The sequence below is a fragment of the Pseudonocardia sp. NPDC046786 genome, from assembly GCF_040645415.1.
In the GTDB taxonomy this organism is placed as follows: Bacteria; Actinomycetota; Actinomycetes; order Mycobacteriales; family Pseudonocardiaceae; genus Pseudonocardia; species Pseudonocardia kongjuensis.
In genome coordinates, this window is the sequence record NZ_JBEYYF010000004.1 from 215003 (window position 1) to 239530 (window position 24528).

A 24528-nucleotide genomic window follows, 5' to 3' on the forward strand; every position below is an offset into this window, starting at 1 on the left:
CCCACCTCCGTCCGTGACGGGGTGCGACCGGCTGTCGCTCCCGCGCGATCGCCCGGACGGTAGCCGGGTGCCCGAGTGCGGGGGAAGCCGAGGCACAGCCCGCTACCCACCGAAGTGGGTGACGGGCCGTGCGGGTGCGCCGGTACGGGTCAGGCCGGGGTCAGGCTGGCGTCCTGGTTGCTGAAGGAGTCGGCGTCGGTGTGCGGGAGTGCGAGCGTGCAGCCCAGGCTCAGCAGCGACACCGAGGCCAGCAGCAGGCCGATCGCGAGGCTGCCGTAGAGCGGCACGACGGCCGCCGCGACCAGCGGCACCACGCCGCCGCCGAGCACCCCGGCGAGGTTGTAGGCGATCCCGGCGCCGGTGTAGCGGAAGCGGGTCGGGAACAGCTCCGGCAGCTGGGCGCCGATCGGGCCGTAGGCGATGCCGACCACGCCCAGCACGATCGAGATGCCGACCCCGAACGACCACGCCGTCCCGATGTCGATGATCGGGAAGACGATGAGCCCGGCGGCCACCGAGGCGACGTTGCCGATCACCACCATCTTCCGCCTGCCGACCCGGTCGGACAGGATCGCCGAGGTGATCGTCGTCAGGGCGAACACGGTGCCGCCGATGATGCCCATGGCCAGCACGGTCGGCCGGTCGAGCCCGATCTGCTGGGTGCCGTAGCTGGTCAGGTAGGTGACGCCGATGTAGAAGAACGCGAAGACCGCGGTGGTCGAGCCGGCGCCGAGGAACACCGCGGCCGGACGGCTGGTGAACACCTCGGTGATCGGCAGCTTGCTGCCGGTGGTGGCGGACTTGGACTCCTTGAAGGTGGAGGTCTCCTCCAGCGCGAGCCGGACGTAGAGCCCGATGCCGACCAGCAGCACCGACCCGATGAACGGGATCCGCCAGCCCCAGGCGACGAAGGACTCGTTGCTCATGGTCAGTGCGGTGATCAGGAAGGTGGCCGACGCCAGCGCGAACGCCACCGACGGGCCGAGCTGCGGGTAGAGCGCGTACTTGCCGCGGGCCTTGGTGGGCGCGTTCTCGGCGGTGAGCAGGGTCGCCCCGGCCCACTCGCCGCCGACCGCCAGACCCTGCAGGATGCGCAGCACGACCAGCAGGATCGGCGCCAGCACGCCGATCATCCCGGTGGTCGGCAGCAGGCCGATGGCCAGCGTCGAGAAGCCCATCAGCAGCAGCGTCGTGACCAGCGTGCCCTTGCGGCCGAGCCGGTCGCCGAAGTGCCCGAACAGGATCGAGCCGAACGGGCGGGCGACGAACGCGACGCCGAACGTCGCGAGCGCCAGCGCGGTGCCCGCGGCGGCCCCGAGCTCGGGGAAGAAGACCTGGTTGAACACCAGCGCCGCGGCCGTGCCGTAGATGAAGAAGTCGTAGAACTCGATGACCGTGCCGGTCATGCTGGCCAGCGCGATCTTGCGCATCGACTTCGGTGGTGGCTGTGAGGTGGCAGCGTGTGTCACGGGTGGGGTCCTCTCCGTTGGGGACCGGCTGACACGGGACGAGCCGGGCGTCCGCCGTTCGGGTTGCGGGGAGTATGCGGACCTGCCCGGGCGCGATCTGTATCACTGGCTACAAAACCATGTCGGCAGACTATCCATCTGTCGACCGTTCGGCCGTTGGTCCGCCGCTCGGCGCGCGGCCCCGGCCGGACGGCGGCCGGGGCCGGCGCGGACTACGGTGGGTGCGGTGAGCCTCGCGACCGACGAACGTGCCGCCATCTGCGCCGAGTTCGAGCGATCCGGACCGGACCGCCCCACCCTCTGCGAGGGCTGGAACGCCCGCGACCTGCTCACCCACCTGCTGGTCCGGGAGCGGCAGCCGTGGAACGCCGCGGGCATCGTGGTGCCCGCCCTGTCCTCGGTCACCGACCGGGCGATGGCGGCCTACGCGGGCGAGGCCTGGCCGAACATGATCGACGATCTGCGCAAGGGCCCGCCCGCCTGGTCGCCGTTCCGGGTCGGCAAGGTCGACGAGATCGCCAACGGCGCCGAGTTCTTCGTGCACCACGAGGACCTGCGCCGCGGCGAGCCCGGCTGGGAGCCGCGCCCGGCCGCTCCCGAGCTGGAGGGCCAGCTGTGGACGCTGCTCGCCGCGCAGTCGAGGCTGCTGTTCCGGCGCAGCCCGGTCGGCGTCGTGCTGCGCCGTCCCGAGGGCGCCCAGCAGGTCGTCGCCACCGGGTACGGCCTGGTGACGGTGGTCGGCGAGCCCGCCGAGCTGGTGCTGCACGCGTTCGGCCGGGACGCCGCCCGGATCGAGTTGGAGGGACTGCCGGCCGACGTCGAGAGCTACCGGGCCGCGCCCCGCGGGATGTGAGCCCGCAACCCGGTACCGTCAACCCCCATGGAGTCCGCTTCCCAGACGACCCCCGCGGGGCAGCACCCGCCCCGTCGCCCGTTCGGTGAGGTCCTCACCGCGATGGTGACGCCGTTCGACGCCGACGGGGAGCTCGACCTGGCGAAGGCCGAGGAGCTGGCCACCCATCTGGTGGACCTCGGCAACGATGGGCTGGTCGTCAACGGCACCACCGGCGAGGGGCCGACGACGTCGGACAAGGAGAAGTCCGAGCTGATTCGCGCCGTCGTCGCGGCGGTGGGGGACCGGGCGACGATCGTCAGCGGGGCGGGCACCTACGACACCGCGCACTCGATCGAGCTGGCCCGCGGCGCCGAGCGGGCCGGCGCGCACGGCCTGCTGGTGGTGACGCCGTACTACTCGCGGCCGCCGCAGGAGGGCCTGCTCGCGCACTTCACCGCCGTCGCCGACGCCTCCGAGCTGCCGGTGATGCTCTACGACATCCCGCCGCGCAGCGTGATCGGGATCGACGTCGAGACCTTCCAGCGGCTCGCCCAGCACCCGCGTATCGTGGCCGTCAAGGACGCCCGCAACGACCTGCGGGTCGGCACCGAGGTGCTCGCCACGACCACGCTGGCGTACTACTCCGGCGACGACCCGGTGAACCTGCCGTGGCTGTCGGTCGGCGGCGTCGGGTTCGTCAGCGTGATCGGGCACGTCGTCGCCGACCGGCTCCGCGCGATGATCGACGCCTATCACGCTGGCGAGCACCAGCGGGCCCGCGCGCTGCACTACGCGATGCTCCCGGTGATCCGCGCGATGGGCCGGGTCGGCGGCGCGGTGTTCGCCAAGACGGCGCTGCGGCTGCGCGGCATCGATGTCGGCGACACCCGGCTCCCGCTGCCGCCGGCGACCGAGGAGCAGGTCGCCGCGATCGCCGGCGACCTGGCCGTCGCCGGCGTCGCCCTCGACCCGCAGTCCCGGCCCGGCAGCACGGCCTACCAGCCGGGGCACGGCGCACTCGGCGGGCGCACCGCCACCGACATCGGCGCCGAGGTCGCGTACCACCGCTGAGTGGGCGCCGACCCGAGACGTCACCCGAGTACACACCCGATCCTGTGAGGCACGAAACCCTGTGAGTCCCCAGCGCAACGACCGCCGGAACCGCCCCGGGCGGTCCCTGAGCGCCCCGCCCGAGAAGATCGACCGGCCCGAGCTGCCGGTCGCGGCGCCACCGGCGCTGGCCAAGGGCGGCCTGCGCACGTTCGCCCTCGGCGGCATCGGCGAGGTCGGCCGGAACATGACCGTCTTCGAGTACGAGGGCCGGCTGCTCGTCGTCGACTGCGGGGTGCTGTTCCCGTCCGACGACTCGCCCGGCGTCGACCTGATCCTGCCCGACTTCCGGGCCATCGAGGACCGCCTCGACGACATCGACGCCCTGGTGCTGACGCACGGCCACGAGGACCACATCGGTGCCGTCCCGTGGCTGCTCCGGCTGCGGCCCGATCTGCCGGTCGTCGGCTCCCGGTTCACGCTCGCCCTGGTCGCCGCCAAGTGCAAGGAGCACCGCCTGACCCCGCACCTGCGGGAGGTCTCCGAGGGCGACCGGATCCGGCACGGCAACTGGGACTGCGAGTACTTCGCGGTCAACCACTCCATCCCGGACGCCATCGCGGTCGCCATCCGGACGCCCGCCGGGCTGCTGCTGCACACCGGCGACATCAAGCTCGACCAGCTCCCGCTGGACGGGCGGCTGACCGACCTGGCCGGGTTCTCCCGGCTCGGCGAGGAGGGCGTCGACCTGTTCCTGGTCGACTCCACCAACGCCGAGGTGCCGGGCTTCGTGACGCCGGAGGCCGAGATCGGGCCGGTGATCGCCGACCTGGTGCGCCGGGCCCCGTCCCGGATCATCCTGGCCTGCTTCGCCAGCCACGTGCACCGCGTCCAGCAGGTGCTCGACGCGGCGCACGCGCACGGCCGCAAGGTCTGCCTGACCGGCCGATCGATGGTCCGCAACATGGGGCTGGCCGACGAGCACTCGCTGCTCAACATCCCGGACGGCCTGCTCGTCGACATCGACGAGGCCATGCGGCTGCCCGACGAGAAGCTGGTGCTCGTCTCCACCGGATCGCAGGGCGAGCCGCTCGCGGCGCTGTCCCGGATGGCCCGCGGCGACCACCGCAGCATCACGATCCGGCCGGACGACACGATCATCCTGGCCAGCTCGCTGATCCCGGGCAACGAGACCGCGGTGTTCGGCGTCATCAACGGCCTGACCCGGCTCGGCGCGACCGTCGTCCACCAGGGCAACGCGAAGGTGCACGTCTCCGGGCACGCCCCGGCCGGCGAGCTGCTGTTCCTCTACAACGCGGTGCGCCCGTCGAACGTGATGCCGGTGCACGGCGAGTGGCGGCACCTGCGCGCCAACGCCGCGCTGGCGGTGAAGACCGGCGTGCCCGAGGAGTCGGTGGTGATCGCCGAGAACGGCGTCGTCGTCGACCTGGTGGACGGCCGCGCGGCGATCACCGGGCGGGTCGAGGTCGGCCAGGTCTACGTCGACGGTCTCGCCGTCGGCGACATCGGCGAGACGACGCTGGGCGACCGGCTCACCCTCGGCGAGGGCGGGTTCATCGCGATCACCGTCGCGATCGACCAGAAGACCGGGCGCGCGCTGTCCCGCCCGACGCTGTCCGGCCGCGGGTTCTCCGACGACCCCAAGGCACTCGACGCCGCCCAGCCGCTGGTCGAGGACGAGCTTTCCCGGCTGGAGAACGAGGGCGTCTCCGATCCGCACCGGATCGCCCAGGGTGTGCGCCGGGTCGTCGGGCGCTGGGTGGCCGACACCTACCGGCGCCGGCCGATGATCGTGCCGACGGTCATCGCGGTCTGAGTGGTTCCGGCCGGGTCCGGCGAGCGGGGAGGGCGGCACGGCGTGCACCGCACCTTCCGTTCGCTCGACGGGACCCGGCTGGTCGGGGACCTGGTGGCTCCGCCGGGTGCGCGCCGGGGAGTCGTCCTCGTGCACGGCGGCGGGGTGGACCGGCACGAGGCCGGGTTCTTCGACCGCCTCGCCGACGGGCTGGGCGAGGCCGGGGTGGCCTCGCTCCGGTTCGACCTCCGCGGCCACGGGGAGAGTGACGGACGGCCGGAGGAACTCACCCTCGCCGGGGTGGGCAACGACGTGTCGGCGGCAGCGGACGAACTGGCCGGCCGGTTGCCCGTCGACCGGGTCGGGGTGGTGGGGGCGAGCTTCTCCGGCGGTGTCTGCGCCGTGTTCGCGGCTCGCCGGCCGGACCGGGTCGACCGGCTGGTCCTGCTCAACCCGCTGCTCGACTACAAGGACCGGTTCGTCGACCAGAAGCCGGAGTGGCATGCCGATCGTCTCGGTGACGTCGGCGCCAGGTCGCTGCGGGAGAACGGCTACCTCGCGCATTCGCCGACCTTCCGGCTCGGGCCGGCGCTGCTCAACGAGGTCTTCTGGTGGGACGTCCGGGCGGAGCTGCCGAGGGTCTCCGTGCCGACCCTGATCGTGCACGGCACCGCCGACACGTTCATCCTGATCGAGTCCTCCCGCCGGGCGGTCCGGACCCTGACCTGCCTGCACGAACTCGTGGAGCTGGACGGCGCCCAGCACGGCATCGCCGCGCCCGACGACCCCGGCTACGCGGATCCGAGGACCCGGTCCTGGCAGGCCGAGGTCACTGCGCGCATCGCGGCCTGGTCAGTGGTCGAGTAGCTCCCGCGCCGAGCGCACGGCCCGGGCCAGCTCGCTCACAGGTTGCCGTGAGCGCCACGGCTTCAGCGCCGTCAGTACACCGCACGCCTCGAGCACGCTGCGGCGCGAGCCGGCTGCAGCAGCGGGCGGAAGCGCAGCCGTCGTGATCGCCGCCGCCTCGTCGGGCTCTCCGGACAGGGCCAGGGACCGCGCCGACAGGATCGAGACGTAGGCCCTGTCCCGAGTGCTCATGCCGTGTGTGTCGACCTCGCGGAAGCGTTGTACGGCCTGCCGTGGCCGTCCCGACTCGCTCCAGCACAGCGCGACCTGGATGTCGAACAGCGCCTGCCCGGGCGCGACGTCCGGGGCGTGCAGCTCGGTCGTCCGCAGACGGGCCGCCCGGTCGAGCAGGCTGCGGACCCGGTCGATGTCGGCACCCAGCATCGCCTCGCCGCGGGCCCGCTGCTGGACGATCTCGGCCCTCAGCGACGGTGTCGCGGCGCCCGCCATACGTTCTGCCGCACGGGCGAGGTCTGCCAGCCGATGGGCGTCGCGCCGGTCGTAGGCTGCCTGAGACTTCCGAAGCAGGACGAACGCCTGGATCGGCGCGTCGCCGGCACGCAGTGCGTACTCCATCGCCCGGTCGTGCCAGAAGAGACATCGGGTGGCGAGGCCCGCATCTCGACACACGAAACCGGCGTACTCGGCGGCGAGCGCGCCGGAGCGGAGCAGCCGGTGGCGGTCGCCGCCCGATCGGTACCGGGCAAGCGCCGCATCGATGCGCCCGACCAGGGCGACCGTCGCGGACAACGCCGGGTCCGGCCGGGTCACCCGGGCAGCGTGCTGGATCGCGATGAGCTCGCTGCCAGCCGAACCTGGCTCGACCGTGTCCGGGTCGGTGATCCGGTCACCTCTGGGCGCCACATCGGCGGCCACCCCTTCCGTACCCTCGGCCGGGGCGCGGCGGCGTGCCACCCGGTCGGCGTGCAGCCGTGCCCGGAGGGCGACGAGATCACCACCGCACCCGAGCGCGACGTCGATCGCGGACACGAGTTCGTGCGAGGCCAGCCCGGCTGAGGGGCGTTCGGATCGGGAAACGTACTCACGGGAGAACCCGGCGAGGTTCGCCAGCTCGGCCTGCGAGATCCGTGCCCGAGGGGGCAGCGATGCACGGCGATTCCACCACCCCGGCGGCGACGGGACCGGGACGGTGACGGACACCCCGCTGGTCGGCGCCCTGTGGGTGACGCGCGGAGACGACCTCGCCGATCATCTCGTCCTCGTCGCGGAGCTCGATCGGAACCGGTGCGCGCCGGCAGGGTCCGGAGTTCGGACGGTGTGCGGTCGCTCGGTGCTACCGGCGGCCCTGGCGTGCGCTCCTCGGCCACGGTGCTGCCGGTGCCGGGAACAGCTCCACGACCCGCCGGCCGTCCGGCCGGTCCCGCGGACGCGCATCGGACGCCGGAGACTCCGCTCGGGAGCCGGGCCGCATCGCCCGGGCGACGGAGCCCACGAGGGTGGGTGCCTGGTCGCCGGGACGCCCGGACCCCCGCGTCGGTCCCCGGTTCGATCATCGTGACGGGCTACCGTGGGTGACATGGCAGGACGTACCGGCACGGGCAGGACCAGCACGGCAGCGGCTGCGGGCCGTGGCTCGGGGCGGTCCGGCTCGCGCTCGTCCGCCCGCCGCAAGCCGGCCACCCGCCGGGCCCCGGCCAGGCGCCAGGGCCCCGACCTGATCGACCGGTCGATCGACGCGGTCGGCCGGGGCGTGGCGAAGACCTTCCGTGCGTCCGGGCGGGCCGTCGGCCGCACCCGCGACATCGATCCGGCGCACCGCCGGGACGGTCTCGGGTTCGCGATGCTGGTGCTCGCGGTGATCGCCGCCGCCGGGCTGTGGTGGCAGGCCGGCGGCTCGGTCGGCTACTGGTTCACCTTCGTCGTGCAGGCCGTCATCGGTGTCACGTCGGTGCTGCTCCCGCTGATCCTGCTGGGGGTCGGCGTGGTCCTCGTGACGACGCCCGCGCACCCGGAGGCCCGGCCCCGGATCGTCGCCGGGAGCATGCTGCTCGCGCTCGGCGTGCTCGGCCTGGTGCACCTGGCCCGCGGCGGGCCCGCCGAGCCGGACGCCTGGCGCGGCGCCGGCGGCGCGATCGGCTACGTCGCGGGCACCCCGCTGGAGGCCGGGCTGACCGTGTGGACGGCGGTGCCGGTGCTCGTCCTGCTCACCCTGTACGCGCTGCTGCTGGTCACCGGGATCCCGGTCCGCGAGCTGCCCGACCGGTTCCGCAGGCTCACCGGGCAGCTGCCGCCCGAGGACGAGGAGTCCGACGGGGAGACCGCGGAGGGCGGGGCGGGCAGGCCGCGCACGGTCGCCGACGCCGTCGCCGAGGCCGACCTCGACGGCGCGAAGCCGGCCCGCCGCCGGCCCGCCCGCCGCAGGCAGCAGGCCAGCGAGGCGGACGCGTTCCGGGTCGAGGACGGCGAGCACGCACCCACCCCGGTGGACGCCGACGTGCCCGGCCCGCCCGCCGACGTCCCGCCGGCACCGGCCGCGAAGAAGGCGCCGCGCCGTCCCGTCGTGGAGACCCCGCCCGCCGAGGAGGCGCCGCCGACCGAGGGCGAGCAGCTCTCGATGGCGATCCGCGAGCCGGTCGGCGAGTCCGAGTACGTGCTGCCGCCCGCGGACGTGCTGGAGGCGGGCCCGCCGCCGAAGTCCCGCAGCTCCGCGAACGACGCCATGATCGAGGCGATCACCGGCGTGCTGGACCAGTTCAACATCGACGCCCAGGTCACCGGCTTCACCCGCGGCCCGACGGTGACCCGCTACGAGATCGAGCTCGGCCCGGCGGTGAAGGTCGAGAAGATCACCCAGCTGCAGCGCAACCTGGCCTACGCGGTCGCCAACGACAACGTCCGGCTGCTGGCGCCGATCCCCGGCAAGTCCGCGGTCGGCATCGAGGTGCCCAACACCGACCGGGAGATGGTCCGGCTCGGCGACGTGCTCCGGTCCACCAGCGCCCGCAACGAGCAGCACCCGATGGGCATCGGCCTCGGCAAGGACATCGAGGGCCACTACCTGGTGGCGAACCTGGCGAAGATGCCGCACCTGCTGGTCGCGGGCTCGACCGGCTCCGGCAAGTCCAGCTTCGTCAACTCGATGCTGGTGTCGCTGCTCAGCCGGGCCACGCCGGACGAGGTCCGGATGATCCTGATCGACCCGAAGATGGTCGAGCTGACCCCCTACGAGGGCATCCCGCACCTGATCACGCCCATCATCACCCAGCCGAAGAAGGCGGCCGCCGCGCTCGCCTGGCTGGTCGAGGAGATGGAGCAGCGCTACCAGGACATGCAGGCCAACCGGGTCCGGCACGTCGACGACTTCAACCGCAAGGTGCGCTCCGGCGAGATCACCGCGCCGCCCGGCTCGGAGCGGGTGTACCGGCCCTACCCCTACATCATGTGCATCGTCGACGAGCTCGCCGACCTCATGATGACGGCGCCGCGCGACGTCGAGGACGCGATCGTCCGGATCACCCAGAAGGCCCGCGCCGCCGGCATCCACCTGATCCTGGCGACCCAGCGGCCGTCGGTGGACGTGGTCACCGGCCTGATCAAGACGAACGTGCCGTCCCGGCTGGCGTTCGCGACGTCGTCGCTGACCGACTCGCGGGTCATCCTGGACCAGCCGGGCGCCGAGAAGCTGATCGGCATGGGCGACTCGCTCTACCTGCCGATGGGCGCCGGGAAGCCGGTCCGGATGCAGGGCGCTTTCGTCGACGACGACGAGATCGCCAAGGTCGTCGCGTTCACCAAGGAGCAGGCGGAGCCGAGCTACACCGAGGGCGTCACCGCACAGAAGGCCGGCGAGGCGAAGGAGATCGACGCCGACATCGGCGACGATCTCGACCTGTTGCTGCAGGCGGCCGAGCTGATCGTCACCTCGCAGTTCGGCTCGACGTCGATGCTGCAGCGCAAGCTGCGGGTCGGTTTCGCCAAGGCGGGCCGGCTGATGGACCTGCTGGAGACCCGCAACATCGTCGGCCCCTCCGAGGGGTCGAAGGCCCGCGACGTGCTCGTGAAGCCGGACGAGCTGGAGAACGCGCTGTACCTGATCCGCGGCGGCGGGACGGCGGACGGTGCCGAGATCAACGACGACGAGTGACGAGTTGAACGCAGCGTGGCGATCTTCTGCCGGACGGTGCTGTGACGAATACCAAGCGTAACCACTCTTTCGCGGCAGGTGGTTAACGGGACGGTCACGAACGTGTCAAAGTGGCTGACGGGCCGCCTTCCGGGGGCCCGTACGTCATCGGTGCCCGCACGGGCGGAGGAGGTCTTCCGGTGTTCTGGAGGAAGAAGGACCGTCGTCGTCCGGCTCGGGGAACGACCGACCGGCACGCGCTCGTCCCGATCCCGCTCACCGGCGGCGTGCTCTCCGGCCAGGTCCGGGACGCCCAGGGCGGCGCGCTGCCCGGCAGCGAGGTCTCGGTGATCGACGCCGGCGACCGCCGCGTCGCGCACCTGGAGACCGACCCGTTCGGCCGCTACGCGGCCTCGCTGATGCCCGGCCGGTACCGGGTCCGGGTCGAGGCGGGCGGCTACCAGCCGATGACCGACGTCGTCGAGGTGTCCTGGGGCTCGCACGCCGACATGGGCGCGATGGTCCTCGGCGAGGATCCGGCGCTGCGCCCGCCGGCGGCCGGCGTGTTCCTGATCGACAGCGACCACAGCTCGGTCCGGTTCGTGGCCCGGCACATCGGGCTGTCCAAGGTGTACGGCCGGTTCAACCGGTTCCACGGCCAGATCCGGATCGCCGAGCCGTTCGAGGAGTCCTCGGTCGACGTCGTCATCGACGCGGCCAGCGTGGACACCAACGTCGAGGCCCGGGACACCCACCTGCGCTCGCCGGACTTCCTCGACGTCGACCGGTTCCCGGAGCTGCGCTTCTCCAGCGTGCGGTTCGTGCAGCGGGGCGGGAACCGTTGGACCGTCGACGGCGACCTCACGCTGCACGGCCTGACCAGCGACGTCTCGCTGGACACCACGTTCCTCGGCTCGGCCGAGTGGAACGGCGACCGGGTCGGCGCGGTGGCGACCACCCAGCTGCACCGCGAGCACTTCACCCTGAACTGGCAGCAGATGATCGCGAAGGGACTGCCGGTGGTGGGCTCGACGATCGAGATCGAGCTCGACGTGCAGGCGATCAGGCAGGGCTGACCGCGAGCCCGTCCGGATGCTCCGCCAGCCAGGCACCGGCGGTCGTACCGGCGAACGCCCGGAACTCCCGGGCCAGGTGCTGCTGGTCGGCGAACCCGCAGACGGCCGCGACGTCGGCGAGGGCGGGCCGGTCGGCCCGGCGCAGCAGCGAGCAGGCCCGTTCGAAGCGGATCACCCGGGCCGCGGTCTTGGTGCCCAGACCGGTCTCGCGGCGCAGCCGCTCGCCGAGGTGCCGGGGCGACCAGCCGACGTCGGCGGCGAGCTCGGCGACCCGGGCCGTGCCGCCGGTGGCGACCAGCCGGTCCCAGGCCCGGCCGATCTCGGCGGGCGGCCCGGACCCGGCGGTCCGCCGGTCGGCGATCCGGCACAGGTGCTCGTCGAGCAGGGCGCACCGGCCGGCCCAGGTCGGGACCGCGTGCAGCCGGTCGAGCAGCGACCCGACGCCCGGCCACAGGTCGGCGAGGTCCACGACGTCGCCGGCCAGCTCCGCGGCGGGCACGCCGAGCAGGGCGCGGGCGCCGCGCCAGGTCAGCGCCAGCTGCAGCCCGGCCTGCGGGGCGCCGGTGGCGATCACCGCGGGCACGCTGTGCAGGCCGGCCGCGGACGCGGTGAACCGGCCCGGCCCGCGTCCGGGATCGGGCTTGCGCAGCAGCTCGACGGCGCCGTCGACGCAGAGGATCACGGTCAGGTGCCCGCCGGCGACGCCCTGGTGGGTGCCGGGCGGGCCGGCCGCCGTGCGCCACGCCCAGATCTCTGTGACCAGCGGGCGCAACGCGGCCGAGGTGCGCCACCGCCCGGCCCCGGCCCGTTCCGCCATGCACTCCAGTGTCGCCGGAGCCGGCGCGGGCTCACAAGGTCAGCAGCATCCGCACGTTGCCCAGGGTGTTCGGCTTGACGTGCGCGAGATCGAGGAACTCGGCGACGCCGGCGTCGTAGGAGCGCAGCATCGCGGCGAACACCTCCGCCGACACCGGGGTCCCGTCGATCTCGGCGAACCCGTGCCGGGCGAAGAACTGCTTCTCGAAGGTGAGCACGAACAGCCGGCGCAGGCCGAGCTCGCGGGCGCCGTCGATCAGCGCGTCGACGATCCGGTGGCCGACCCCGCGGCCGAGCACCGACGGCGACACGGCCACCGTGCGGATCTCGCCGAGGTCCTCCCAGAGCACGTGCAGCGCCCCGCAGCCGACGACCTTCCCGTCCAGCTCGGCGACCAGGAACTCGGGGACCGCCTCGTAGAGGGTGACCGTCTCCTTGGCCAGCAGCACCCGGCCGGCGTACTCGTCGACCAGCTCGCGGATCACCCGGACGTCCGGGGTGCGGGCCCGCCGGACGGTCACGGTCGGGCCGGGATCGGGCAGCGGGGGCTCTGGTGCGTCGGGCACGGACGACGAGCCTAGACGGCGGGGACGCCGGGCCGGGGACCGCCGCCCCCGCCGTCTACCCTGGAGGCCGTGGCTTCCCCCGAGAACGCACCCCGGCGTGCCGCCCTGCTGACGCTGGGCTGCGCGCGCAACGAGGTCGACTCCGAGGAGCTCGCCGGCCGGCTGGTCGGGTCCGGCTGGGAACTGGTGGACGCCGAGGGCGGATCGCCCGACGTCATCCTCGTCAACACCTGCGGGTTCGTCGAGCAGGCGAAGAAGGACTCGATCGACACCGTGCTCGCGGCCTCCGACGTGGCCCGCCCGGCCGGCGCGAAGGTGGTCGCGGTCGGTTGCCTGGCCGAGCGGTACGGCGCCGAGCTGGCCGCCGACCTGCCGGAGGCGGACGCGGTCCTCGGGTTCGACGCCTATCCCGAGCTCGCCGAGCGGCTCTCCGAGGTGCTCGGCGGGCACACGCCCGCCCCGCACGTCCCGGTCGACCGGCGCACCCTGCTGCCGATCTCGCCGGTGGAGCGCCCGGCCGCCAGCACCGACGTGTCGGTGCCCGGCCACGACTGGTTGCCCGACATCACCGCCGCCGGCCTCGGCCGCACCCGGCTCACCGGTGGCCCGGTCGCGTCGCTGAAGCTGGCGTCGGGCTGCGACCGGCGCTGCGCGTTCTGCGCGATCCCGTCGTTCCGCGGCAGCTTCGTGTCCCGCCCGCCCGCCGACGTGCTCGGTGAGGCGGCGTGGCTGGCCGGCGACGGCGTCCGCGAGCTGGTGCTGGTCAGCGAGAACTCGACGTCCTACGGCAAGGACCTGCCCGGCGGGACGCGCGCGCTGGTCGACCTGCTGCCCCGGCTGGGCGCGATCGAGGGGATCAGCCGGGTCCGGGCGTCCTACCTGCAGCCGGCCGAGATGCGCCCGGACCTGATCGCCGCGATCGCGACGACGCCCGGCATCGCGCCGTACTTCGATCTCTCGTTCCAGCACGCCAGCGCGCCGGTGCTGCGCCGGATGCGCCGGTTCGGGTCGCGCACCGACTTCCTGGACCTGTGCGAGCGGATCCGGGCGCTCGCGCCGGAGGCAGGGATCCGGTCGAACGTGATCGTCGGGTTCCCCGGGGAGACCGAGGACGACCTGGCCGAGCTGGAGGCGTTCCTGGTCGGCGCCCGGCTGGACGCGGTCGGCGTGTTCGGCTACTCCGACGAGGACGGCACCGAGGCCGAGGGCTACGACGGCAAGCTCGACCCGGCGCAGGTGCAGGCCCGGGTCGCCCGGATCTCCGAGCTGGCCGACGAGCTGATGGTGCAGCGGGCGGAGGAGCGGATCGGGTCCGAGGTCGTGCTGCTGATCGAGCGGTCCGAGGGCCCGGACGACGACGAGCCGGAGATCGCCGGGCGGGCCGCGCACCAGGGCCCGGACGCCGACGGCGAGTCCTACGTGGTGGCCGCCGCCGACGACGGCCCGGAACCCGGCTCGCTGCGGCCGGGCGACCTGGTGCGCTGCCGGGTGCTCGACACCGAGGGCGTCGACCTGCTCGTCGAGGCGGTGGAGCTGCTCCCGGCCGGCGCTCCCGCCGACGCGGCCACGGCGGTCGCGGCAGGGACCGGATGAGCTCCCCGCAGCCGACCGGTGGCACCGTCCCGGTCGGTGGTCAGGCGCCGCTGCTGAACATCGCGAACGCCCTGACCTGCCTGCGCCTGCTGCTGGTCCCGGTGTTCGTTGCGGCGCTGCTCGTCGAGGGCGGCGAGGACACGTTCTGGCGGATGACCGCGTTCACCGTGTTCGTGGTGGCGGCGCTGACCGACCGGCTGGACGGCCAGCTGGCCCGCAGCCGCGGCCTGGTCACCTGGTTCGGGGCGCTCGCCGATCCGATCGCCGACAAGGCGCTCACCGGGGCCGCGCTGGTCGGGCTGTCGATGCTCGGCATCGTCCCCTGGTGGGTGACGATCGTGATCCTGGGCCGGGAGATCGGCATCACGGTGCTGCGGTTCCTGGTGATCCGGCGGCGCGGGGTCATCCCGGCCAGCCGGGGCGGGAAGGCGAAGACGGTCGCGCAGACGTTCGCGATCGGGCTGTTCCTGCTGCCGCTGCCGCTGCTGTTCCCGGACTCGCTGGGCGCCGTGCTGGCCGTGCAGTGGACGGTGCTGGTGGTGGCGCTGGCGCTCACCGTGGCGACCGGCGTCGACTACGTGGTGAAGGCGGTCCGGGCCCCCGGCGGTAGTCCCGCCTGACCGGGCGGGACTACCGCCGGGCCGTCCGGCGTTGTGCCGGAGGACGGTGTTCGCCGTGGGCGGACACGGACACCCGGGTTCGGCTGCGCCGCCGGGGCCGGAGAGTCGGTACGGTGATTCGCACCGGGCCCCGGCATCGCGGTGCCGCCCGGGCCGAGTCGAGGAGGGCACATGCTGCTTCGGGAAGCGATCGGCAGTGGTCTGCGACGCGCGCGGACCGCGCGCAGGCGCACGCTGCGCGACATCTCCCGGGGCGCTCGGGTCAGCCTCGGTTACCTCTCCGAGGTCGAGCGCGGCCGCAAGGAGCCCTCCAGCGAGCTGCTGGCGGCGATCTGCGAGGCCCTCGGGATCACCGTCGCCGATCTGCTGGCGTCGGTGGTCCGCGAGATGAGCACCGACCTGCGTGCCGGCACCCGCGCCGCCGACGAGGTGCTGGTCCCGATCGGGCAGCGACACGCCGAGCTGCGCCTCGCCGGGCGGCCCGGTGCGGGCCCGGCAGTCCCGGCGTCGTCCGGGGGGCCGGTCGCCTCGGCGGCATGATCCGCCGCGTGACCACCGGCTCGTCACGGTAGGGTGCGCGCGTACTGGCAGCGGTGCCAGGATGGAGAGGGCCGGAGCGCCAGTGCCGACCGCCGGGGGGAACGCGGGGTCGGCACGGTCCGGTGCGCCCGCCGCGGAGCGGGCACGGTCGTGAGCGAGCCCCACCCGGAGGTAGGCGGAGAGATGGCCAACGGATTCACCAAGGCCTGGAGCTATCTGATGGCCCTGTTCTCGTCGAAGGTCGACGAGTACGCGGACCCGAAGGTGCAGATCCAGCAGGCCATCGAGGACGCCCAGCGGCAGCACCAGCAGCTGTCCCAGCAGGCCGCGGCGGTGATCGGCAACCAGCGTCAGCTGGAGATGAAGCTGAACCGGCAGCTCGGGGAGATCGAGAAGCTGCAGTCCTCGGCGAAGCAGGCGCTGGTCCTGGCCGACCAGGCGCGGTCCCAGGGCGACGAGCAGAAGGCCCAGCAGTACGAGCAGTCGGCGCAGACGTTCGCCACCCAGCTGGTGACGGCCGAGCAGGGCGTCGAGGACCTCAAGACCCTGCACGACCAGTCGATCGGTGCCGCCGAGCAGGCCAAGCAGGCCGTCGAGCGGAACTCGATGGTGCTGCAGCAGAAGATCGCCGAGCGGACGAAGCTGCTCAGCCAGCTCGAGCAGGCGAAGATGCAGGAGCAGGCGGCGAACTCGCTGCGCCAGATGAGCGAGTTGTCCGCGCCGCGCAACGCGCCGTCGCTGGACGAGGTCCGCGACAAGATCGAGAAGCGGTACGCGAACGCGCTCGGCTCGGCGGAGCTGGCCCAGAACTCGGTGCAGGGCCGGATGCTGGAGGTCCAGCAGTCGACCACCGACATGGCGGGCGCGTCCCGGCTGGAGCAGATCCGGGCGTCGATGTCCGGGGCGCCGATCGCCGGGGAGCAGGCACCGCAGGTCGGTCAGGGCGAGCACACCACACAGCAGCTGCCGTCGTCGCCGGCGCCGGCCCAGCAGCCCGACCCCACCCAGCAGCAGAACCAGCCCGGCACAGCCTGAGCCGCAGCAGCCGACGCCCCGCCCCCGGTCCCGGGTGGCGGGGCGTTCGCACGTCCGGGGACACCGCACCCGTTCGCATCGGTTCGCACCTGCTGCGACGGGTGTGAACCGATGTGGAGGGGTGTGATCTGCGGGGTCAGCGGCGGGCGCGGTGGGGGGAGGGGCCGTGCTGGCAGCGCGGGCACCAGTAGGTGACCCGGGCGTAGGGCGGCCGGCCCTGCTCGGCGGTGCGGATCCGGGCCCGGCACCGGCGGCACGGCCGGCCGGGGCGCTCGAACACCCAGTGCGCCTCGTCCGCGGCGAGCGAACCGGTGGTCGTCTGCTCCGGCCGGTCCTTGTTGGACGACAGCAGCCGCCGGGACAGCGCGACCACCCCCGGCAGGTCGGGGACCTCGCGCACCGGCACCCACGGCGTCACGCCCAGCAGGAAGCAGATCTCGTTGCGGTAGAGGTTGCCCAGCCCGGCCATCACCCGCTGCTCCAGCAGGGCGAGGCCCAGCTCGTGGTCCCCGCGGGCGGTGAGCCTGCGCAGCGCCTCGGCGTCGTGCCCGCCGGCCCAGTCCGGGTCGAGCAGGTCCGGGCCGAGATGCCCGACAAGGGTGTGCTCGTCGGTGGTCGGGAGGAGTTCCAGGTCGTGCAGCGCGAACCCGACGGCGACCCGGTCCGCGGTCTCCAGCACCGCGCGCGCCTGGTACGCCGCGCGCTGCCAGCGCATCCCGGGCCGGTACAGGTGCCAGGACCCGTCCATCCGGAAGTGGCTGTGCAGGCTGCGGCCGTCGTCGAGCCGGGTGAACAGGTGCTTGCCGACCGGGACGACACCGGTGACGGTCAGCCCGGCGAGATCGTGCTCCACCAGCCGCGGGTGCCGCAGCTCCCCGCGGACCAGCTGGTGCCCGGCCAGCGCCGCGTGCATCCGCTTCGCGGCCAGGTACACGGTGTCTCCCTCGGGCACCCGGACGACGCTACGCCGCACCGGTGATCGCCGCCTCGTGGCGGATCGGTGCCACCGTCGGCACCGGTCCACCACCAGGCGATGATCAGCCGACGTCCAGCGTCCGCAGCTCCGGCCACACCTGCGACCAGGGGCGGGCCAGGCCGGATCCGGTCCACACCGGGATGCCCGGGCTGCCCGGCGGCAGCAGCGTGTCCCCGGTGTCCGAGACACCGGCCCGGTGCAGCCCGGTGATCGCCGGAGCGATCGTCTCCGGCCGCTCCCCGACGAAGATCACGCTGTCCCGGTCGTCCGGTGGCGGATCGAGGTAGCCGTAGCTGCGGCTCCCGCTGACGACCGGCGGGAGGCCGGTTCCCGGCGGCGCGGTGTCCAGGAAGGCCGCCCAGATGTAGGACTCGGCGACGACCACCGTCCGGTCCCGCTGCTCGGCGGGCATCTCCGTCCAGACCTGCCGGACGGCGGCGATCACGCCGTCCTGGATCCCCGGTGCGGCGAGCTGTGCGGAGACCGGGACGGTGACCGCGGCGGCCAGCACCGACAGCACCGCGCCCGGCCACACCGTCCAGGACCAGCGCCGGTGCCCGGACTCCCGCCGGTGCTGGAAGCCCACGGCGCCCAGCGCGGCGAGCGCGCCGTGCAGCCCGCCCAGGTAGTACGGGCGGCCCGCCATGATCACGAACAGCAGCCACAGCGCGCCGAAGGTCAGCGCCAGGAACCCGTAGCGGCGTAGCCGGGGATCGCGCACGGCGAACACCAGCCCGGCGACGACGAGCACCAGCCCGGTCACCCCGGCCATCCACAGCAGGCCCAGCGCGACACCCGGCCGGCCGCCGTAGAGCGCCTCGGCCTCGGCGGTGACCACCGCTCCCATCCGCAGCTGCGGCCAGCCGTGCGCGGCCTGCCAGAGCAGGGTGGGCGCCACGATCACGGTGGCGACGGCGGCGGACACCCACAGCGCCGGCCTGCCCAGCAGGTCGCGCGGGCCGACGGCGAGCACCGCGAGCAGCAGCACCGCGGCGAACAGCAGCACCTGGAACTTGACCTGCCCGGACAGCCCGAGGACCGGCCCCAGCGCGAGCAGCAGCCGGTCGTCGCGCACCCGCATCCAGCGCACCACCAGCCAGACCAGGACCAGCCAGCCGAGCGGTTCCAGGGTGTAGGGCGTCAGCCAGTGCCCGGCCAGCGTCACCCAGATGCCGGTGGCCTGGGCGAGCGCGGTGAGCGTCTGCGCGCGCCGGTCGCCGCCCAGCTCGCGGGCGATCATCGCGGCGACGACGACGGCGGCCGCGGTCGCCAGCGACGGCACGATCCGCAGCACCGCGATCGATCCGGGGGCGACGGTGTCGGCGATCCGGGCGAGCAGCGGCGCCCCGGGCGGCTGGTCGGCCGATCCCCAGTCGAGATGGTGCCGGCCGAGGGCGAGCATCAGCGCCTCGTCGAACCAGTAGCCGCGCCCGAGCGACCCCGCGACCAGGTGGACCGCGGCGACCGCCCCCGCGATCAGGCCGACCGGCCACCGGGCGAGCCGTGGGACGGCTGCCGCCGTGCCGGTGCCCGGTCCGGGCCGCCGCCCCGCCGCCAGCACCGCCGTGAGCGCCGTCGTGAGCGCCGTCGTGACTCCCGTCGTGACTGCCGCCCTCATCGCTGTGTCCCCTCCGCGAGTACGCCGGACGTCGGTCCTCCGGCGGGAGCAGTACACCCCGGGGCACGACGCCGGCGCGGCGGGCATCGGTCGGTGGCCGCCGGGCGAACGTCGTGCTCGGCCCGACTTTGGTCGACGGCTCAGCGACCCCGGTCGGGCCGGGCGATCCGCAGCGCCCACCACACCAGCGGGATCTGCAGCGGGAGCCGGGCCCAGGCGACCACCCGGTACGCCGGCGGCTTGCGGCGCCAGCGCAGCGCCATCGAGACGTTCGCCGGGAACACCGCGGCGAACAGCCCGGCCGCGGCGTACCCGCCGATCCGCCGGGTCCGCGGATGCGCGACGGCCGCCGCCACCGCGCCCTCGGCGGCACCGGAGGCGTAGGTCCAGAACCGCGGGGTGCCGGGCAGCCGCTCCGGGACGATGGAGTCGAACGGCTCGGGACGCACGACGTGCAGGACGGCGGCGGTGCCGAGCAGCCCGGCGAGCGCGTACGCGGTGCGGCCGGGGGAGCGACGGGTCATCGGGTGATCGTCGCAGGGCCGGCCCGGTCCGGCAGCCCGGGACGGCGTCCCCGGCCCGGCAGCGGGTGTCAGGCCCGCAGCCGCAGCCCCTTCGGCGTCACCCGGAACCCGGCCTCGGTGAGCACCTCGGACAGCTCGGAGGCCAGTGAGTCCTGCCCGTCCGCGCGCTCCACGGCGAGCGACCCGAGCCAGCCCTCGTGCACCGCGCCGGCCAGCACCTCGGCGGCGGCGCGCAGCTCGTCGCGGTCGCCGGTGAACGACAGCAGCGAACGGCCGCCGCGCTCCACGTACAGCGCGGGGACCCCGTCGACCAGGGCGACCAGCGCGCCGGCCTTGCGGCCCGGGCGGTGCCGGGAGTCGCCGGTGGTGTCCGGCCACGGCAGCGCGGCGCCGTAGGGCTGGGCCGGGTCGGCCGCGGCGAGCACCACCCGGGACAGCGAGCGCCAGGCGTCCTGCACCGGGGCGGGGCGGCCGGCGGCGGCGCCGTCGAAATCGTCGTACCGGGCGGCGCCGGAGAACGCACTGCTGCGCAGCAGGTCCGCCGGGACGTCGTCGCCGGGATCGGGGTCCGGGCCGGGGGCCGGGACGGGGCCGCCGCCGGACGCGGCGAGCGCCCGCACCCGGTCGATCGCCCCTGGCACCGCGAACTGCGCGGCCCCCAGCCCCTCGACGATGTAGCCGCGCCGGCACCGCCCGGACTCCTCCATCGCCCGCAGCACCTTGTACACGCCCGCGAACCCGCCGGTGACCCGCTCGGTGCCGAGCGCGCCCCGGGTCAGCACACCGTGCCGTTCCAGGAACGCCTCCGCCGCCGCGTGCGCCCGCCGGGTCGGGTCCGCCTCCCGGGCGACCGCGACCGACCAGCGGCCACCGACCGACGGCGGCCCGGTCCGGCTCGGCATCGACGACCGCCCGGCCCGCAGCTGCGCGTACCGGCCGCGCGGCGCGCGGCGGGCCGGTCGGTGTGCCGCGCCGGACCGCCCGGCCGAGCCGCGCCGGTTCCCGCCGCCGGACAACCGGGCGCGCAGCGGGCCGAGCGTGTCGTTGGTCAGCGCACCGGCCCAGACCAGGTCCCATACGGCGGCGACCACGTCGTCGTCGGCCGGGGTGGGTTCGCCCAGCTCGGTGAGCGCCAGGCCGGCCCGGGTGGCGAGCTCGCGGAAGAACAACGCCCCGCCGGCCTGCTCGGCGGCGCGGTCCGGGTCGGTCAGCGCCGCCGGATCGGACAGGCCGAGCGCGGCGAGCACCGCGGTGTGCAGCGGCGTGCCCGCGGTGTCCAGGTCCGGGGCCGGGAGCAGCAGGTCCGCGACGTCGGACGGGGCCAGCGCCAGCCAGCCGTCCTGCCCGGCCAGCGCCCCGCAGCCGGCCCAGGTGACCTCGCCGGCCGCGGTCAGCTCGTCGAGCAGCGCCGGGGTGTAGCCGGGCAGCCGGGCGGGCAGGATCAGCGACTCCACCGCGCTCGCCGGGAGCGGCGTGCCGGCCAGCTGCTCGACGACACCGAGCACGTCCTCGGCGCCGGGTGCCCGGCGGACCCGGCCGCGGCGCTCGGACCCGGACCGGACCTGCACGCCCTGCCAGACGGGCAGGAACCGGCCCAGCGCTCGCTGCTCGACCGGCTCCACCTCGTGCCGGAGTTTCGCCAGGGACGCCCGCCGCAGCCGGCGCAGCACCTCGGCGTCGCAGAACTCGGTCTCGCTGCGCACCCCGGCCGGGACCGACGCCTGTGGCCGCAGCTCGCCCTTCACCAGCCGCCCGGTCCCGGTCAGCCGCTCCAGTACCCCGGCGACCACGGCGACGCCGAGCCCGAACCGCGCCGCGCACTCGCCGGCGGTGAAGGGGCCGTGCGTGCGGGCGTAGCGCAGCACGAGATCGCCCAGCGGGTCGGCGACCGGATCGGTGAACGCCTCCGGCACCCCGACCGGCAGCGCCGCGCCGAGCGCGTCCCGGATCCGGCCGGCGTCCTCGATCGCGACGAACCGGTCCTCGCCGGCGATCCGCACCCGCAGCGCGCGCCGCGCGCCCGTCAGCTCGTCGAACCACGCCGGGTCGACGCCGCGGGCCCGCCCGTCGGCGGCGGACAGGTCCCCGACGAAGCGGAGCAGATCCGCGGCGCCCTCGACGTCGCGGGCGTGCCGGTCCGGCGCGGTGCGCTGCAGCGCGGCCTCGACCTCGGCCAGCACCTCCGGATCGAGCAGCTCGCGGATCGCCTCCGAGCCGAGCAGCTCGGAGAGCAGCGTCGAGTCCAGCGACAGCGCCGCGGCCCGCCGCTCGGCCAGCGGGGCGTCGGCCTCGTAGAGGAACATCCCGACGTAGCCGAAGAGCAGGCTGCGCGCGAACGGCGAGGGGTGCGCCGTCTCGATCTCGGCGACCTTCACCTTCCGGGAGCCGATGTCGCCCATCAACTCGCGCAGGCCGGGCAGGTCGTAGACGTCCTGCACGCACTCCCGCATCGCCTCCAGGGTGATCGGGAACTGCTCGAACTTCCCGGCCACCGACAGCAGCTGCGCCGAGCGCTGCCGCTGCTGCCACAGCGGGCTGCGCCGCCGCGGGTCCCGCCGGGGGAGCAGCAGTGCCCGCGCCGCGCACTCCCGGAACCGGGAGGCGTACAGCGCCGAGCCGCCCAGCTCGGCCACCACGATCTGCTCGATCTCACCGGGATCGAGCAGCACGTCCTCGGCACCCGGGACGACCTCGGAACCGGAGTCGTCGACGGCGTCGGGCAGCCGGAGCACGATGCCGTCGTCGGCCCCGGACGCGCTCACCTCCACCCCCCGCCGCTCGCGCATCCGGGCCGCGATCGCCAGCGCCCACGGCCCGTTGACCTGGGCGCCGAACGGGGAGTGCACGACGAGCCGCCAGTCGCCCAGCTCGTCGCGGAACCGCTCGACCAGGATCGTCCGGTCGCTCGGCACGTGCCGGGTGGCCTCGCGCTGCTCGCGCAGGTAGGAGAGCAGGTTGTCCTGCGCCCACTCGTCCAGGCCGGCAGTGGCGGCCCGCTCCCGGGCGGCCCCCTCGGCGAGCCCGGACATCTCCCGCACGAACGCGCCGACCGCCCGGCCCAGCTCCAGCGGCCTGCCGATCGACTCGCCCTTCCAGAACGGCATCCGGGCGGGCACCCCGGGCGCCGGGGTGACGATCACCCGGTCGTGCGTGATGTCCTCCACCCGCCATGACGACGTGCCCAGCAGGAACGTGTCGCCGACCCGGGACTCGTAGACCATCTCCTCGTCGAGCTCGCCGACCCGGGAGCCGACCCCGTCGGCGCCGCCCGGGGTCATCACGGTGAACAGGCCGCGGTCCGGGATGGTGCCGCCGGAGGTCACCGCGAGCCGCTGGGCGCCGGGCCGGGCGCGCAGCTCGTCGGTGACCCGGTCCCAGGTGATCCGGGCGCGCAGCTCGCCGAACTCCTCGGACGGGTACCGCCCGGCGAGCATGTCCAGCACAGAATGCAGCGCGGAGTCGGGCAGCGCCGCGAACGGGGCGGCCCGGCGGACCGTGGCCGCCAGGTCGGACAGTGACCACGGCTCCATCGCCACCATCGCGACGATCTGCTGGGCCAGCACGTCGAGCGGGTTGCGCGGGTAGCGCGTCGACTCGATGGACCCGGTGGTCATCCGCTCGGCGACCACCGCGCAGGACACCAGGTCGCCCCGGAACTTCGGGAACACCACGCCCTCGGAGACCGCGCCGACCTGGTGGCCGGCCCGGCCGACCCGCTGCAGCCCGGACGCCACCGACGGCGGCGCCTCGACCTGTACGACCAGGTCCACGGCGCCCATGTCGATCCCGAGCTCCAGGCTGGAGGTGGCGACCACGCAGGGCAGCAGACCGGACTTCAGCTCCTCCTCGACCAGGGTGCGCTGGTCGCGGGACATGGAGCCGTGGTGCGCCTTGGCGACGGTCGGCGCGGCGCCGCCGCCGACCCCGGACTGGCCGACCGCCTCGGCCGGGAAGACCGGCCGGTCCGCGCCCGCCGTGTCGGCCCCCGCCCGGCCGCCCGGCCCGGCCTGTTCGTCCTGCCCCGCCTGTGCTGTCTGCTCGGCCTGTGCTGCCTGTTCGGCGGCCAGCTCGTTGAGCCGGGAGGTCAGCCGCTCGGCCAGCCGGCGGGAGTTGCTGAACACGATCGTCGAGCGGTGCGCGCGGACCAGGCCGAGCAGCCGCTCCTCGACCGCGGGCCAGATCGAGGGCCGCTGCGCGGTGCCCGCCGCGGAGCCGACGACCTCCTCGTCGGTGCTGCCCGGTGCCGGCCGCTCGTCCAGCGCGGCGAGATCGGGAACCGGGACCTGGACCTCGACCGTGATCGTCTTCGGAGTGGCCGGCTGTACCACCTGCACCGGCCGGGTGCCGGACAGGAACGTCGACACCTCGTCCACCGGCCGGACCGTCGCGGACAGCCCGATCCGCTGCGGGGAGTCCGTGGTGATCTCCTCCAGTCGCTCCAGGGACAGCGCCAGGTGCGCACCGCGCTTGGTGCCTGCCACCGCGTGCACCTCGTCCAGGATCACCGTCGTGATCCCGCGCAACGACTCCCGGGCGGCCGAGGTGAGCAGCAGGAACAGCGACTCGGGCGTGGTGACCAGCACGTCCGGCGGGGTGCGGGCGAACTGGCGGCGCTCGTCGGCCGGGGTGTCGCCGGTGCGCATCCCGACGGTGACGTCGGGCACCGGATGGCCGAGCCGCTGCGCGGCCTGCCGGATCCCGGTGAGCGGGGACCGGAGGTTGCGCTGCACGTCCACCGCGAGCGCCTTGAGCGGTGACACGTACAGCACCCGGCAGCGGTGCCGGGGCTCCTCCGGCGTCGGCCCGGTGGCCAGCCGGTCGAGCGCCCACAGGAACGCGGCGAGCGTCTTCCCGGAACCGGTGGGCGCGACGACCAGCGCGTTGCGGCCGTGCTGGGCGGCGGCCCAGGCGCCCTCCTGGGCGGCGGTGGGCGCGTCGAACGCCCCCTCGAACCACTGGCGGGTGGCGGGGGAGAAGCCGTCGAGTGCGCTCACCCGACCATCA

The 24528-nt window shown here is 74.4% G+C and carries 17 protein-coding genes and 1 pseudogene; 10 read left to right on the forward strand and 8 right to left on the reverse strand.

The genetic code is table 11. The features are described 5' to 3' along the window. Window positions 1–149: 149 nt before the first annotated feature. On the reverse strand, window positions 150–1469 hold the full coding sequence (locus tag ABZ881_RS06725; protein WP_358482396.1) for an MFS transporter: 1320 nt from the start codon (window positions 1467–1469) through the stop codon (window positions 150–152). A 226-nt stretch (window positions 1470–1695) separates the two neighbouring features. On the opposite strand from ABZ881_RS06725, the gene ABZ881_RS06730 reads away from it, so the two are divergent. The 4 genes from ABZ881_RS06730 (at window position 1696) to ABZ881_RS06745 (ending at window position 6037) form a co-directional block, all read left to right on the forward strand. Then, on the forward strand, window positions 1696–2322 hold the full coding sequence (locus tag ABZ881_RS06730; protein WP_358482397.1) for a TIGR03085 family metal-binding protein: 627 nt from the start codon (window positions 1696–1698) through the stop codon (window positions 2320–2322). A 27-nt stretch (window positions 2323–2349) separates the two neighbouring features. After that, a complete protein-coding gene (gene dapA / locus ABZ881_RS06735; protein ID WP_344028229.1) occupies window positions 2350–3375 on the forward strand; it encodes a 4-hydroxy-tetrahydrodipicolinate synthase in 1026 nt (341 codons plus the stop codon). Window positions 3376–3481: 106 nt separating this feature from the next. Next, window positions 3482–5191 carry a ribonuclease J gene (locus tag ABZ881_RS06740; RefSeq protein ID WP_358482569.1) on the forward strand — a complete coding sequence of 570 codons (1710 nt, stop codon included), beginning with the start codon at window positions 3482–3484 and terminating at the stop codon, window positions 5189–5191. Between the two features lie 42 nt (window positions 5192–5233). After that, complete coding sequence (locus tag ABZ881_RS06745; RefSeq protein ID WP_358482399.1) at window positions 5234–6037, forward strand: alpha/beta fold hydrolase; 804 nt, start codon at window positions 5234–5236, stop codon at window positions 6035–6037. On the opposite strand, the gene ABZ881_RS06750 is transcribed toward ABZ881_RS06745, so the two are convergent. Further along, window positions 6023–6952, reverse strand: a complete 930-nt coding sequence (locus ABZ881_RS06750) for a hypothetical protein (RefSeq protein WP_358482400.1) — start codon at window positions 6950–6952, stop codon at window positions 6023–6025. The genes ABZ881_RS06745 and ABZ881_RS06750 overlap by 15 nt on opposite strands. A gap of 661 nt (window positions 6953–7613) precedes the next feature. Here ABZ881_RS06750 and ABZ881_RS06755 point away from each other — a divergent pair. After that, the gene (locus ABZ881_RS06755) at window positions 7614–10181 is read left to right on the forward strand and encodes a DNA translocase FtsK (RefSeq protein WP_358482401.1); all 2568 of its coding nucleotides are present in this window, start codon (window positions 7614–7616) and stop codon (window positions 10179–10181) included. A gap of 179 nt (window positions 10182–10360) precedes the next feature. Then, window positions 10361–11236: a YceI family protein gene (locus ABZ881_RS06760; RefSeq protein WP_344028223.1), complete on the forward strand. Its 876-nt coding sequence runs from the start codon at window positions 10361–10363 to the stop codon at window positions 11234–11236. Here ABZ881_RS06760 and ABZ881_RS06765 read toward each other — a convergent pair. Then, on the reverse strand, window positions 11223–12053 hold the full coding sequence (locus ABZ881_RS06765; RefSeq protein WP_358482402.1) for a helix-turn-helix transcriptional regulator: 831 nt from the start codon (window positions 12051–12053) through the stop codon (window positions 11223–11225). The genes ABZ881_RS06760 and ABZ881_RS06765 overlap by 14 nt on opposite strands. A gap of 31 nt (window positions 12054–12084) precedes the next feature. After that, entirely contained in the window at window positions 12085–12618 is a 534-nt protein-coding gene (locus tag ABZ881_RS06770) for an amino-acid N-acetyltransferase (protein ID WP_344028217.1), read from the reverse strand. A 69-nt stretch (window positions 12619–12687) separates the two neighbouring features. Here ABZ881_RS06770 and ABZ881_RS06775 point away from each other — a divergent pair, with 69 nt between their 5' ends. The 4 genes and pseudogenes from ABZ881_RS06775 to ABZ881_RS06790 form a co-directional block, all read left to right on the forward strand. Next, the gene (locus ABZ881_RS06775) at window positions 12688–14211 is read left to right on the forward strand and encodes a MiaB/RimO family radical SAM methylthiotransferase (protein WP_358482404.1); all 1524 of its coding nucleotides are present in this window, start codon (window positions 12688–12690) and stop codon (window positions 14209–14211) included. Beyond that, window positions 14208–14831 (forward strand): CDP-diacylglycerol--glycerol-3-phosphate 3-phosphatidyltransferase, encoded by a 624-nt coding sequence (gene pgsA / locus ABZ881_RS06780; protein ID WP_358482405.1) that lies wholly within the window; start codon window positions 14208–14210, stop codon window positions 14829–14831. The genes ABZ881_RS06775 and pgsA overlap by 4 nt, the downstream gene beginning before the upstream one ends. A gap of 171 nt (window positions 14832–15002) precedes the next feature. Continuing rightward, window positions 15003–15371, forward strand: coding sequence for a helix-turn-helix transcriptional regulator (locus tag ABZ881_RS06785; RefSeq protein WP_344028208.1), 369 nt, complete (start codon window positions 15003–15005; stop codon window positions 15369–15371). A 183-nt stretch (window positions 15372–15554) separates the two neighbouring features. Continuing rightward, a pseudogene (locus tag ABZ881_RS06790) lies at window positions 15555–16268 on the forward strand (PspA/IM30 family protein); the annotation flags it as partial. 274 nt (window positions 16269–16542) lie between these two features. Here ABZ881_RS06790 and ABZ881_RS06795 read toward each other — a convergent pair. The 4 genes from ABZ881_RS06795 to ABZ881_RS06810 form a co-directional block, all read right to left on the reverse strand. Next, window positions 16543–17358 (reverse strand): DNA-formamidopyrimidine glycosylase family protein, encoded by an 816-nt coding sequence (locus ABZ881_RS06795; protein WP_358482406.1) that lies wholly within the window; start codon window positions 17356–17358, stop codon window positions 16543–16545. 85 nt (window positions 17359–17443) lie between these two features. Further along, a complete protein-coding gene (locus tag ABZ881_RS06800) occupies window positions 17444–19000 on the reverse strand; it encodes a glycosyltransferase family 39 protein (RefSeq protein WP_358482407.1) in 1557 nt (518 codons plus the stop codon). A 140-nt stretch (window positions 19001–19140) separates the two neighbouring features. After that, window positions 19141–19524: a MauE/DoxX family redox-associated membrane protein gene (locus ABZ881_RS06805; protein ID WP_358482410.1), complete on the reverse strand. Its 384-nt coding sequence runs from the start codon at window positions 19522–19524 to the stop codon at window positions 19141–19143. A 68-nt stretch (window positions 19525–19592) separates the two neighbouring features. Then, on the reverse strand, window positions 19593–24518 hold the full coding sequence (locus ABZ881_RS06810; protein ID WP_358482412.1) for an ATP-dependent helicase: 4926 nt from the start codon (window positions 24516–24518) through the stop codon (window positions 19593–19595). Between the last annotated feature and the right edge of the window lie 10 nt (window positions 24519–24528).

Bases quoted from the DNA above. Each gene is read 5' to 3' on its own strand.
- ABZ881_RS06765 (WP_358482402.1), bottom strand. From the start codon at position 12,053: ATGGCGGAACGGGCCGGGGCCGGGCGGTGGCGCACCTCGGCCGCGTTG.
- dapA (WP_344028229.1), top strand. From the start codon at position 2,350: ATGGAGTCCGCTTCCCAGACGACCCCCGCGGGGCAGCACCCGCCCCGT.
- pgsA (WP_358482405.1), top strand. From the start codon at position 14,208: ATGAGCTCCCCGCAGCCGACCGGTGGCACCGTCCCGGTCGGTGGTCAG.
- ABZ881_RS06755 (WP_358482401.1), top strand. From the start codon at position 7,614: ATGGCAGGACGTACCGGCACGGGCAGGACCAGCACGGCAGCGGCTGCG.
- ABZ881_RS06805 (WP_358482410.1), bottom strand. From the start codon at position 19,524: ATGACCCGTCGCTCCCCCGGCCGCACCGCGTACGCGCTCGCCGGGCTG.
- ABZ881_RS06785 (WP_344028208.1), top strand. From the start codon at position 15,003: ATGCTGCTTCGGGAAGCGATCGGCAGTGGTCTGCGACGCGCGCGGACC.
- ABZ881_RS06800 (WP_358482407.1), bottom strand. From the start codon at position 19,000: ATGAGGGCGGCAGTCACGACGGGAGTCACGACGGCGCTCACGACGGCG.